Source organism: Microbacterium sp. NPDC058269 (genome assembly GCF_042881445.1).
Lineage (GTDB): Bacteria > Actinomycetota > Actinomycetes > Actinomycetales > Microbacteriaceae > Microbacterium.
The window spans coordinates 15060-27359 of the sequence record NZ_JBHVXT010000005.1 but is presented as its reverse complement, the minus strand read 5'-3'; the positions used below and the strand labels follow the sequence as shown (position 1 = coordinate 27359).

Annotated in this window: 8 protein-coding genes; 4 read left to right on the top strand and 4 right to left on the bottom strand. The window is 69.9% G+C overall.

Annotation, left to right across the window (positions count from 1 at the left end):
* Positions 1 to 55 precede the first annotated feature (55 nt).
* Positions 56 to 1411: a hypothetical protein gene (locus ACFVWL_RS18355; RefSeq protein WP_387185947.1), complete on the top strand. Its 1356-nt coding sequence runs from the start codon at positions 56 to 58 to the stop codon at positions 1409 to 1411.
* Here the strand turns inward: ACFVWL_RS18355 and ACFVWL_RS18350 are convergent.
* Together ACFVWL_RS18350 and ACFVWL_RS18345 are read right to left on the bottom strand one after the other, a co-directional pair.
* A complete protein-coding gene (locus tag ACFVWL_RS18350) occupies positions 1357 to 4881 on the bottom strand; it encodes a UvrD-helicase domain-containing protein (protein WP_387186155.1) in 3525 nt (1174 codons plus the stop codon). The two genes, ACFVWL_RS18355 and ACFVWL_RS18350, sit on opposite strands and share 55 nt — an antisense overlap.
* On the bottom strand, positions 4878 to 8099 hold the full coding sequence (locus ACFVWL_RS18345) for an ATP-dependent helicase (RefSeq protein ID WP_387185944.1): 3222 nt from the start codon (positions 8097 to 8099) through the stop codon (positions 4878 to 4880). The genes ACFVWL_RS18350 and ACFVWL_RS18345 overlap by 4 nt, the downstream gene beginning before the upstream one ends.
* A 172-nt stretch (positions 8100 to 8271) precedes the next feature.
* Between ACFVWL_RS18345 and ACFVWL_RS18340 the strand changes: the two genes are divergently transcribed.
* Together ACFVWL_RS18340 and ACFVWL_RS18335 are read left to right on the top strand one after the other, a co-directional pair.
* Positions 8272 to 8496 carry a DUF3107 domain-containing protein gene (locus ACFVWL_RS18340; protein ID WP_387185942.1) on the top strand — a complete coding sequence of 75 codons (225 nt, stop codon included), beginning with the start codon at positions 8272 to 8274 and terminating at the stop codon, positions 8494 to 8496.
* Between the two features lie 7 nt (positions 8497 to 8503).
* Entirely contained in the window at positions 8504 to 8791 is a 288-nt protein-coding gene (locus tag ACFVWL_RS18335; RefSeq protein ID WP_387185939.1) for a hypothetical protein, read from the top strand.
* A gap of 18 nt (positions 8792 to 8809) precedes the next feature.
* On the opposite strand, the gene ACFVWL_RS18330 is transcribed toward ACFVWL_RS18335, so the two are convergent.
* Entirely contained in the window at positions 8810 to 9523 is a 714-nt protein-coding gene (locus ACFVWL_RS18330; protein ID WP_387185936.1) for a ferritin-like fold-containing protein, read from the bottom strand.
* A gap of 196 nt (positions 9524 to 9719) precedes the next feature.
* Here ACFVWL_RS18330 and ACFVWL_RS18325 point away from each other — a divergent pair, with 196 nt between their 5' ends.
* On the top strand, positions 9720 to 11240 hold the full coding sequence (locus ACFVWL_RS18325; protein ID WP_387185934.1) for a DEAD/DEAH box helicase: 1521 nt from the start codon (positions 9720 to 9722) through the stop codon (positions 11238 to 11240).
* A gap of 81 nt (positions 11241 to 11321) precedes the next feature.
* On the opposite strand, the gene ACFVWL_RS18320 is transcribed toward ACFVWL_RS18325, so the two are convergent.
* Positions 11322 to 12245, bottom strand: coding sequence for a DUF817 domain-containing protein (locus ACFVWL_RS18320; RefSeq protein WP_387185931.1), 924 nt, complete (start codon positions 12243 to 12245; stop codon positions 11322 to 11324).
* Positions 12246 to 12300 lie beyond the last annotated feature (55 nt).

The following is a 12300-nucleotide window of genomic DNA, read 5'->3' as shown; positions in this document are numbered from 1 at the left end:
CTTTCACGGGCGTGGCGGAGGCGGGACCGCCCCTGAGCCGACCTACCCTGGGGGCATGGGACGCTCTCCTTTCACTCTAGCCGCGGCCGTGACCGCCGCACTGCCCGGGGCGGAGGTCACGGGTGCCCGCGGTCTGAGCGCGGACGGCGACGGTCGATTCGACTCCGCCATCGCTTCGCTGGCCGACGGCCGTGAGCTCGCGATCCGCGTCGCAGACGACGATGAGACGGCGCGTGAACTCGCTGCCGAAGCCATCGCTCTTCGCGCACTCACCGACGGCGCTCGCGCCATGCTGCCGTTCCGCGTGCCCGCCTACATCGGAGAGACGCGCATCGGCGACGGTCGTGCACTCGTCACCGAGCTCCTCCCCGGTTTCCAGATCGAGGCGGCCCTGGTGCCCGCCGGGCGCGGCGCCGCGCAGTCCATGGGTGCCTCGATCGCCGCCGTGCACGGCCTGCCCACATCCGTCGTGCGCGGGGCGGGGCTCGCCACGCGCACCGCACAGGAGAGCCGCGCCGAGCTGGAGCGCCTGATCGACACGGCGGCCGCCACCGGCCGGGTTCCCGCCCGTCTCACCGTGCGCTGGCGCGACGCCGTCGCCGATGATGACCTGTGGCGCTTCGAGTCGACCGTCATCCTCGGGGGCGTGCAGTCGACCTCGTTCCTGTTCGAGGACGATCCGGAACTCGGTCCCGAAGTCGTCGGCCTCCTCGGCTGGCACGGGCTCTCGGTCGGCGACCCGGCGCTCGACCTCTCCTGGCTCTCCGCGGCGCCCGATGCGTCCGACGACGTGCACGCCGCTTATGCCCGCGCGCTGGATCGCACTCCGGACGCGGGCATCGAGGTACGCGCTCGCCTGCTGGCCGAGCTCGAGTTCGCCCGCTGGCTCGTGCACGGCGATTCCATGCACCGGCCGGACATCGTCGATGACGCGGGCGCGCTGCTGGATGCTCTCGCCGAGGGGCTGCGCACGGACGACCTCAGCATCGTCGATGAACGCGCCGCAGGCGTCGACTCCGCTCTGGACGCGCTCGACCGCGTGCCCAAGACCGCCGTCGCCGAGGTCGACACCTCGATGCACACCGACGCCTACAATCCCGAAGAGCTGTGGATCGAGGTCCCGGACGAGTCCGGCTCGAGTTCGACCGACACGGAGTCGCACGAGCCTCTTCGCCCGGGCGGGACCGACCGGGACGACAACGCCCACCGCACGGAGATGCTCACCGTCGAGACCGAAGACCTCTCCGAAGCCCGGAGCATCTTCGCCGGCACTCATGGCGACGATGTCCGCGAAGGAACACCTCGCCTCACCTCGAAGCCGGCAGCCGAGTACGACGAAGACGACTCGGATGAGGCTCAGCGCGCGGCCCGGGCGGCGCTCCAGCGTTGGAAGAGCTCTTCCTCCGAGTAGACGCGGTCGCCGCGGATGATCAGGTCGTCCGCGACGTAGTACAGCGCGACGTCGATCTCCTCCAGAGGCACGTCGAAACGCCGATGGTACGCGAGGCGGTAGAGCGCGAGCTGCAGCATCCGCTCCTCGCGCTCCGCCGCGGTTCGCGGGGCCTTGCCGGTCTTCCAGTCCACGATCTCGATGCGTCCGCCGCGGTCGATTCGCCGGTAGACGGCGTCGAGCTTGCAGATGACGATGTGCGCCCCGACCGCATCCGAAGCGGAGAGTCCGGCGCCGAGCGCGAAGTCGATCTCGATCTCGACGGCGATCGGCTGCAGCCCACCCCACTCGCTACGCTCGAACGTCGCCTGCAGAATCGCGAGATCGGCGGCGTCGGCGGTCGCGCCCGGCTCCGCCGATGTCTCCACGGCACCGTGCGCGGGCTCTGCCGGGGTCTCGTCCTCGTCGAGCTCCCAGAGCGCCTCGTCCACCCGGCTGCCGACGCCGACGAGTTCGGACCGCTGCTCTACCCAGGCGTGGAAGAGCGTGCCGAGGCGGGTCTGCCGATAGGGCCGCTCCGGCATCGGTCGCACGATCGAGGACAAGGTGCCGGAGAAGTCGGTGACGTAGTCCTTGAAGCGCGACGCCGGTACGCGGGTGGGCGCTTCCGCGTCGGTTCCGCGCTGCCGGGCCGCGCGCTCGGCCAGTAGACGCGCGAGCTCCACCGAGGGCTCTGCAGTTCCTGCACGTGTCACGTCGTCTACGGCGGCGGCCGCTGCGGAGACGACACCGCGTCGAGCCCCCAGCGGGTCGAGGGGCCAGCGCAGGGTCGAACCGGGACCGTCGTAGGGATTGTCGTCGGGGTCGACCGCATCGATGGGATCGAGACCCCGAACCTCGATGGCCTCGAGGAGATAGGGGCTCGGGGTGCGCGGAGACTTCTGCCCTGCCCAGTGCGCGCCACTGAGGAGCAGATCGGTCCGCGCACGGGTCACCGCGACATAGGCGAGGCGACGTTCCTCCTGCTGCTGGTACGCCCGATATGCGTCCTTGAAGCGCTTGATCGCTCCGCCCTGCGGATTCGCCTTCGTCGCGCCGCCAGAAAGCGAGGCCTGTGCGAGCTTCTGGCGCTTCACGGGGTCCGCCTCGTCACCCATCGCCTCGATCGGATCCCACTCGAAACGGGGTAGCGCATCGCGATCGCCGCGCAGCGCGAAGGGGACGACACCGAACCCGAACCAACCGGAGGTGTCGGAGACCCGGCTGGGGAGCTCGTCGACCACGAGGCGGACCACGGCGACGGCATCCCATTCCAGCCCCTTCGAGCCGTGGATGGTCAGAAGCTGCACGACACCGGCTTCCGGCGGCTCCGGGCGCGGCATCAGCTCGTCCGTGCTCTCGGCCTTGTCGAGCCAGGCGAGCAGACTGCCGATGCTCCCCCGGTCGTCGGCGGCGAGGAAGGCTCGAACCTCGTCGGCGAAGGCGCGCAGCTGCGTCGCCGCGATACGAGCGGGTCCTCTCGTCTCGTTGGCCGCGAGCTCGATGTCCAGCCGCAGCTCGAGTTCGATCAGACGGATCAGCTCGGGGATGGGCTGCGATGACGCTCGACGGAGTCGCTCCAGCATCTCCCCTGCCGCGCGTACCCGCGCTCTGCCGTCGGGCGTGATCGCCTCGAGGAGTCGATAATCGTCGCGCACCGCCCGCACCACGTCGACCGCGTCGATGATCGAGACCGCCTCATCGGCTCCGCGCGAAGAGCGCAGACGAGCCCGTACCTCCTCGGGCAGCGGCGCCATGGCAGGGTCGCGCTCCGAGAGGGTGCGGCCCAGATCGTACAGAGCCGCCATGTCGGCCACCCCGACCCCGAAACGCGGTCCGGTGAGAAGACGGATGAGCGCGGACCCGGCTGTGGGGTCGTGCACCACTCGGAGCGTCGATACGACGTCGACCACCTCCGGCGTCGCCAGCAGCCCGCCGAGACCGAGGATACGGTGCGGAATGCCACGAGCCGCGAGCGCGGCCGCGAAGGTCTGCATGTGCCGCTTCGACCGGAACAGGATCGCTCCGGTGTGCGGTTTCCCGCCCTGTGCCTCGCCGACGCCGCGGGCGTCGTGTGCGGCACGGCGCTCAGAGAACCACTCCGCCACGACGGACGCCTCCTCGTCGACCGTGAACGGGTACTCCACGGTCACGGTGCCCTCCCCCGCCCCCGGGCGGGGTTCGAGCGGCGGTACGTCGAGTCCCGGGCGCTGGAGAGGTTCGAGCACACGGTTCGCGATCCCGAGGATGCCGCGATCGTTGCGCCAGCTCGTCATGAGGCTGTAGGTCTCCGCCGCACCCGTGCTCGAGAACGTGCCGGAGAACGCGTAGAGGTTGTCGGCACTCGCACCGCGCCAGCCGTAGATCGACTGATGCGGGTCGCCCACGGCCATCACCGCGGTATCGCGGAAGAGCTCCGCGAGGAAGCGGGTCTGGATGACCGATGTGTCCTGGTATTCATCGAGCAGCACGACGCGGTGCTGCTCGCGAAGCTCGGCGCGCACGTCGGGAGCCGACTCGACGATGTCATAGGCGCCGCCCACCTGGTCAGCGAAGTCGAGCACCCCGCGCCGGTGCTTCTCGGCGATGTAGTCACGCACGAGCGTCGACAGCGTCGGCAGGCTGAGCAGGTTCACGGCCGCCTTCTCGACGTCTCCGTTGCCTCGATACGGCTCGAAAGCGAGAGCCTGATCCCGGGCGATCCGCTCGGCGACCTCGAGGTCGACGCGGTGGTCGAGGGCGTCGCCGGCGAGGCGCTGCACGGCATCGATGACCGTGCCGAGCGCGAAGTCGATGTTCTCCAGTTCGGGAAGGTCGCTGCGGAGCACGACTTCGCGCGCCAACATCCAGGAGGCTGCCTGGCTGAGCATCGCCACGTCGGGGTCCCGTCCGATGCGCGCCGCGTGCTCACGGACGATGCCGTCGGCGAAGGCGTTGTAGGTCGAGACGCGCGGCCGGATCATCAGGTCTTCCGCGGCCCGAGGGGTCACCGGATCCCACCCGGTTCCCCGGTGCGCCGCGAGCTCGTCGAGCACGTGCGCGCGCACCAGCTCGCGCTGCCGGCCCGGCACCGCCTCATCGATCCTGCGCAGTGACCCGTCCACCACGATCTCGGGGAGATGCGGGAGGAGGCCGCGGCGCCCGTACTCGTCGATGACCGCGAGCCGATGGCCGATCCGTTCCGCGAGCTCACCCGCGGCCTTGCGCGTGAAGGTGAGGCCGAGGATCTCGTCACGTCGTACATGCCCGTTGGCGACGAGCCACACCACCCGCCCCGACATCGTCTCGGTCTTGCCGCTGCCCGCCCCCGCGACCACGAGAGCCGGTTCGGGTGGCGCCTCTATCACCCGCTGCTGGGCGGGAGTCGGCGACGGCTGACCGAGCGCCGCGGCGATGTCGGTGGCCGAGATCCCCTCGCCACCGCTCCACCCCGATACTCTCCGCGCCGTCACGAGCTCACCGCCGGCACCGTGTGGATGCGGCACGGATGCACCCGGCGCTGCGTGTCGGCGCAGTGCGACTCGACCTGCGCGGTGAAGCTCGACGCCGACATGCCACGAGCCGCATCGGACACGCGCATCAGGAAAGCCGAGCGGGACTCGTCATCGAGCCTGTGCTGATGGGCGATGCGGTAGTCGCTCTTCGCGAGCGTCTTGGAGACGATCACGAGCCGCGCTCCGGCCAGCGACGTCGGCGGTGCCCCCTCGACCAGGCCCTGCTGGACGGCAACCTGATATGCGGCCAGCTGCGCATGCTCGATCACTCCCGAGTCGGATTCGGGATCGTTCTTCCCGGTCTTCAGATCGACGACGACCGTTGGACCGTTCGGACCTCCCGTCATCGGCTCCCACCCGCGACCCCGGGCCGCAGGGTGCTCGCCGGCGCCCGGCGGGTAGGCCTCCACCCGGTCGATGTAGCCGTGGATGATCGCCTGATTCGCTCGATCGTCCCCCACCGCGTGCACCGCCGGCACCGCATCGTCGTCGGTCGCGCCCGCCACGTCGACGGCGAAGCGGAACTCGACCTCGCTCCCGATCACGCGCCCCCCATCTCGGCGCACATCGCCCAGGTAAGTGTGCAGGCGATCGACGAGCACGTCGGCGCGACGCCGCTCCTTGCGTCCGATCCACGCGGTCTCGAAGTCGAGTTCCGGCCAATGCTCGGCGACGATCGCCCGCATCCGCTCGAGGTCGCCGTCGGGCACCCGCTCCATCGCCTCGTGCACGATCGTGCCGATGCCGGCAGTCGGCGGCATCACCGTATCGCCGCCGAGAGCCGAGACGACCCAGTTGAGGCCGCACTCCTCGTACGACTCCATCTTCGACGGCGAGACACGAGCCCCGGTGACGGCGAGATCGCGCAGCGGCGCGTCGGTCGAGGCCGGTGTCACGCCGTACCAATCCGCGGGATCGGCACCGGGCACCCCCTCACGCGCGAGGACGGCGAGCTGCGCCGCGGCGGCGCGCCGCACCGGCGCGGCGGAAGCCGTGGTGAGCGTGCGTCGATGCCGTGCGACGAGGCCGCGGAGAGTGAGCGGATGCTCCGCCGACGCGTGCCGCTCGGGAGGTTCGGGAGCGGGCAGGAACCCGAAGAACGGACTGGGCGTCAGATCGTCGTCGTCCACCGCCGTGATCAGGAGCCGATCACGCGCACGCGACACCGCGCGGACGAACAGCCGGAGCTCGTCGTGCAGCGCGGCCCGTCGACGGTCCAGAGCCCCCGGGGGCTCGATGAACGTCCCCGTGCGCCCCGCCGCGATCGCGTCGGACAGCCGCCAGGTCTGCAGCAGACCGCCCCGCAGTCGGACATTCGGCCAGATGCCGTCCTGCACCCCGGCGACGACGACCGCGTCGAACTCCGTGCCCAGAGCCGTGGCGGGAGTCAACAGCGTGACCTTGCCCGGCCGATCAGGAGTCGACAGCGAGTCCTCAGGAACCTCGCTGTCGAGGATGTCCCGCACGAAGGCCTCGGGCTTCTCGTTGGGCGTGCGCTCGACGAACCGCTTCGCCGCGTCGAACAGCGAGACCAGCGCATCGAGGGAACGCGCGGTCTCCGCTCCCGTGGGCAGCAGCGAGATCTCCCGCCAGGCGATCTGCAGCCGTCGGCCGTCCACGGCCCGAGCCTGGTCCCACACCCGCCACAGCAGGTCGTGGATCGTCTCCCCCGCCGCGGCACCGCGGGAGAGCGCCTCGAGCGTCTCGGCGAACCGCTCGGCCGTGCGCGACTCCGGGGCATCGATGAGCGTGAGGTGCGCAGGATTCGCCATCGCCTGACGCAGCAGCTCACGTGCGGGCGTGGATCCGCCCTGCTCGAGTTCGACGTGCCGGAGTCGAGCACGCAGCCGCCGCAGTCCGATCGCGTCCATCCCGCCGAACGGAGTGCGAAGCGCCTCCTCGAGCGACGGCGACGTGCGCTCCTCGACGGGGGTGAGCGCCAAGCGGACGATGCCGACGATGTCGCGCACGATGCCTTCGCTCCCGAGCGGGCGTTGCACACCGGCCGCTCGCGTCGGGATCTCCCTGGCGGCGAGTTCGGTCTCGAGCGTGGTCACCTGCCGGGTGTCGTGGGCGATCACGGCCATCCGATCCCAGCGGATCCCGTCGGAGAGGTGCCATTCGCGCATGACCCCGGCGATGCGATCGAGCTCTTCGTACGGAGACGGCGCCACGAACGTCGCGACCCCCGCTTCCACCTCGTCGGCGGTCACGGGAACCGGCGCGCGTCGATGCTCGACGCGGCCGGACACGCCGATCGCCTGGGTCACCGTGCGGGTGAGCGCGGTGAGGGCCGGACGCTGACGGTGGGGACCGTCGAGCACGTGCACGTCTCCCAGTACCCCGGCGAGCTGCGCGAACAGCTCGGGGCTGGCTCCGCGGAACGATCCGGAGGAGATGTCGGGGTCGCCGAACGCGAGCACGGCGATCCCGCGGCTGCGCAGCGCCGTCACCACGGCGATTCCGCCGCGGGTGAGCTCCTGTGCGTCATCGATCAGCACCACGCGCAGCGGCTCGAGCGGGCCCAGCGCCGACGCCTCGGCCGTGCGCAGGATCGTGCTCGCCTCACTGAGCAGGTCGGCGGCGTCGCGGTGGGCCGATCGGAGCGCGTCGAGCACCGTTCGATACTCGACCAGGAACTCCGCCGTCGCCGACCACACCTCATTGCCCGTCGCACGCAGCTCCGCGGCCTCGACACCGATCTCGGTGCACTCGGCGAGGAATGCGCGCAGCTCGGAGCGGAATCCCTTCGACGCTCGCACCGAGGGGCTCAGCGCGTCCGGCCATAGGATGCGTCCGTCCTCCGCGTCTCCGGCGAGGAGCTCGGCGATGATGCGGTCCTGGTCCGCACCGGTCAGCAGTGCCGGCGGCTCCGCTCCCTCTCTCACCATCGCTCCGCGGACGAGCTGGAAGGCGAAAGAGCCGAGCGACCGGGCCAGCGGTCCCGGCGTCGCCTGACCGACGCGCACGCCGATCCGATCACGCAGGGCCGTGGCCGCCTGGCGATTCGGGGTGAGCGCGAGGACCTGCTCGGGGCGCAGAGCCTCGGCGTCGAGCAGGTGCACGACACGCTCGATGAGAGTGCGCGTCTTGCCCGTTCCCGGTGCGCCGATGATGACTCCGGAGGCGGTCGGCTCCGCGGCGATCACAGCGCGCTGAGCGGTATCCGGTGTCATGCCTCCACGCTATCCGCCCGTGCGGACATCGCCGTCCGCACGAGCCAGGCGCACCACGCGCGGCCACCGGAGCCGGCCCTGTGCGCTCACGGCGAAACCGGCCGCCGCGGCCGAACCCGGCCCGCACTCGCGGGGTAGAGTTGGCGCAGTCCCCGAACTTCAAGGAGCACGCGTGGAAATCCGCATCGGCATCATCAACACCGGCCGTGAACTGAGCTTCGACACCGGCGCAAGCGCGGACGAGGTCCGCACCCAGGTCGCAACGGCGCTCGAGCAGAACGCATCGCACGTGAGCTTCGCCGATGTGAAGGGCAACTCGTACATCGTCCCGACCGCCAACCTCGCCTACATCGAGCTGGGCACCGAGGAATCGCGCCGCGTCGGCTTCGTCGCCTGACCCGACGATGTACATCCTTCTCGCACTCATCGGCGCGTGCGCTCTGGGAATCGCTGCGCACTTCCTGATCGGCGATCGCGAGCTGCGCGGCGTCGCCCTGACTCCGGCGATCGCCACCGCCGTCTCGGCGATCACGTACACGGCAATGCAGTGGTCCGGAGTCGGCGAGGACAGCATCTGGCTGTGGCTCGCGAGCGTCCTCGGCGCCCCCGTCGTCGCGGTGATGGCGACCGTCGCCATCACCGGGATGCGCAAGCGCTCCGACGCTCAGAGCAGGGCAGCGCTGGGCATCTGACCCGCCGAGTCGCGTCTCCTAGGACGCAAGGCCCATGGCGTCCATGCGCCGTGCGTGCGCGCCCATGAGCTCGGTGTACACCGGCTCGATGCGCTCCTCGTCGACGTCGAGGCGCTCCGGGCGCAGCGCGGATCGACAGACGAGGATGGTGTCACCGACGAGGCGGCGTGCCCACATCGACAGCAGTGAGCGCCACTCCTCGTCGCTCTCGATGGTCTCCTGGATGATCGCGACGATCTCGTGCCGTGCGTCGTCCTCGCGGAGGATCTCCGCCACACGACGGCCGGTATCCCCGTAGCTGGACGCCAGCGCGAGGTAGAAGTCGTCGAGCATCCCCGCCGTGATGTACACGGCCAACAGGGTCTCGCGAGGGCGCGCGCCGATGGTCTTGCGGCGGAAGGCATCGAGGTTCTCGCGGAACGGAAGCATCAGCTGCGTCGGATCATCTCCGCGCTCGGCGATGAGATCGACGATTCCGCGATGCTTGGTCAGAGCGGCTCCGGCGGCGCGCGACAGCGACTCCTTCTCGGACAGCTCCGTCGTGGCGCGGATGAGGCGTGTCAGCGTCTCGAAGTAGCCGAGCTGCAGATAGGCGGCCTGCCCGAGGAAGCGGTTGAGCTCGGGGGCGAGTTCCGCGAAGTCGATGCGCGTCGCATCCCCCTGCTCGCCTCTGCTGCGCAGGGCGAGGGTGCGTCGCGGCGCGGCATCGCGCTGCCAGAACCACTTAACCACGAGGTCGTCCTCCCGAGTCCACCACGTCGTTCACAATACTCGTGCCGGACCCTCCTTCCTGGCCGACAGCACCCCTCGGGTAGGCTGGGCGTGTCCCCGCCGTCGGAGCGGGGCCCCGCGCCTGTGGCACAAGAGACGGCGTGGATCCGTTAACGTGGCGATCCCGCAGGGTCGCCGGACAGGCAATCTGAATAAAGTGACAACTTTCGCCGATCTCGGCATCGATCAGGACATCGTCGAGGCACTCGCCGCCAAGGGCATCGTCGATGCGTTCCCCATCCAGGAGCAGACCATCCCCCTCGGCCTTCCCGGCCAGGACATCATCGGCCAGGCCAAGACGGGAACGGGGAAGACCTTTGGGTTCGGCATCCCGGTCGTCCAGCGCCTCGGCAAGGACCCGGAGCACGGCGTCAAGGCACTCATCGTGGTGCCGACACGCGAGCTCGCGGTGCAGGTGTACGAAGACATCGACCTGCTCACCAGCAACCGCTCGACCAGCGTCGTCGCGATCTACGGCGGCAAGGCTTACGAGGGACAGATCGACCAGCTCAAGGCGGGCGCGCAGATCGTCGTCGGCACCCCCGGTCGACTGATCGACCTCGCGGGCCAGCGCCTGCTCGACCTCTCGAACGCCACCGAGGTCGTGCTCGATGAGGCCGACAAGATGCTCGACCTCGGCTTCCTCGCCGACATCGAGAAGATCTTCCAGAAGGTTCCGGCCGTCCGCCACACGCAGCTGTTCTCGGCGACCATGCCGGGTCCGATCGTCGCCCTCGCGCGCCGTTTCATGTCGAACCCGATCCACATCCGCGCGAACGACCCCGACGAGGGCCTCACCCAGGCGAACATCAAGCACCTGGTGTACCGCGCGCACTCGATGGACAAGGACGAGGTCATCGCCCGCATCCTGCAGGCCGAGGGTCGCGGGAAGACCGTCATCTTCACGCGCACCAAGCGTGCGGCGCAGCGGCTCGTCGACGAGCTCGGCGACCGCGGCTTCAACGTCGGCGGTGTGCACGGCGACATGGGCCAGGACCAGCGCGAGCGTTCGATGGCCGCCTTCAAGGCCGGCAAGCGCGATGTCCTGGTTGCGACCGACGTCGCCGCGCGAGGCATCGACGTCGATGACGTGACGCACGTCATCAACCACACGATCCCCGACGAGGACAAGACGTACCTGCACCGCGCCGGCCGCACCGGCCGTGCGGGCAAGACCGGCATCGCGGTCACGTTCGTCGACTGGGAAGACCTGCACAAGTGGGCCCTGATCAACCGCGCCCTCGAGTTCGGCCAGCCCGAGCCCATCGAGACCTATTCGTCGAGCCCGCACCTGTACGAGGATCTCAACATCCCTCAGGGCACGAAGGGCCGCCTCGTGTCGGCACCCAAGACCGAGTCCGTCAAGACCGAGCGCACCCGTCGCCCCGAGCGCGCGGCCGATGTCGCCGCCGAAGGCACCGACGAGAGCGGCACCCGTCGTCGCCGTCGTCGTCGCAACAGCACGACTCCAGTCGGTTCGACTTTCGCCGAGGGCGCAGCGGAGCCCGCTTCCGGCGAGGGGCAATCCGCGCCGGCGGCCGACCGCGGCGCCGAGGGCGCAGGAACGCATGACGGCGCAGGCAAGGAGCACCACGACGGCAAGCCGGCACCGGCACGTCGTCGTCGCCGCCGTCGCGGCGGTTCCGGCGCCGGTGCGGCTCCCGTCACCGGGGCCTGAGTTTCCCGCCGAGAGGGCGCATACGTTCGGTTCACGCCGACGTATGCGCCCTTTCGCATGCGCACGCCAGGAACGTGCGGGTCAGGCCGTGCCCGGACTCCGGTTCTCGCCGGCGCGGGGGCCCGTCGCCTCGCCGTCTGCCGGCGCTCGCAACACGGACGCGGGAACCTGCGGCGGATACACCCAGGCGACCAGCACGACCGAGATGATCATGAGCAGGAACCACGAGCTCAGCTTGCTCAGGGAGACCGGCTGCCATCCCCCCGCCTGATCGGGGTAGGCCCACGCGCCTGCCCATGTGCCGATGTTTTCTGCGAGGTAGATGAACACCGCGACCCCGCCGAACACCGCCAGCAGCGGGAGTCGGATCGTGCGGCGCCAGACACGCGCGTGCATCATGGTGGGCAGCCAGAGCACCACGACGCCGGCGAGCAGCACCCACCGCGCGTCCCACCACCAGTGATGCGTGAAGAAGTTGACGTAGATCGCCGCGGCGAGGACCGCCGTCATCCAGCGACGCGGATACCGCGTGAAGCCGAGGTCGAACAGTCGATAGACGCGCACCATGTACGAGCCGACCGCCGCATACATGAAGCCGCTGAACAGCGGGACCCCGCCGATGCGGAGGATCCCGTCTGCGGCGTACGCCCACGAGCCCACATCGGTCTTGAACAGCTCCATGACGGTGCCGGTGATGTGGAACAGCACGATGACCCACAGCTCGCGACCGCTCTCCAGCCGGAAGACGAGCATCGCGACTTGGATGAGGACCGCCGCGATGGTGAGGGCGTCATTGCGGGCGAGCGCCGCATCGTCGGGATACCAGAGGCGCGCCGCGACGATCAGCACCAGCAGCGCGGCTCCGAAGATGCACGCCCACGCCTGCTTGACGATGAACACCGCGAACTCGATCAAGCCGGCGCGGATGCCGTTCGACGGAGCTCCGCGGAGAAGGCGATGAGCCCACGCATCGACGCGCCGCTCCAGGGAAGTCGCTCGTTGCATGCGTCGACGGTATCGGTCCACCTCGACAGGTCGCCGGGAGGTGACCGACAGAACG

Excerpts from the sequence above, each read along its gene's own strand:
- ACFVWL_RS18335 (WP_387185939.1), top strand. The coding sequence starts at position 8,504 with ATGTACATCCTTCTCGCACTCATCGGCGCGTGCGCTCTGGGAATCGCT.
- ACFVWL_RS18320 (WP_387185931.1), bottom strand. The coding sequence starts at position 12,245 with ATGCAACGAGCGACTTCCCTGGAGCGGCGCGTCGATGCGTGGGCTCAT.
- ACFVWL_RS18345 (WP_387185944.1), bottom strand. The coding sequence starts at position 8,099 with ATGACACCGGATACCGCTCAGCGCGCTGTGATCGCCGCGGAGCCGACC.
- ACFVWL_RS18355 (WP_387185947.1), top strand. The coding sequence starts at position 56 with ATGGGACGCTCTCCTTTCACTCTAGCCGCGGCCGTGACCGCCGCACTG.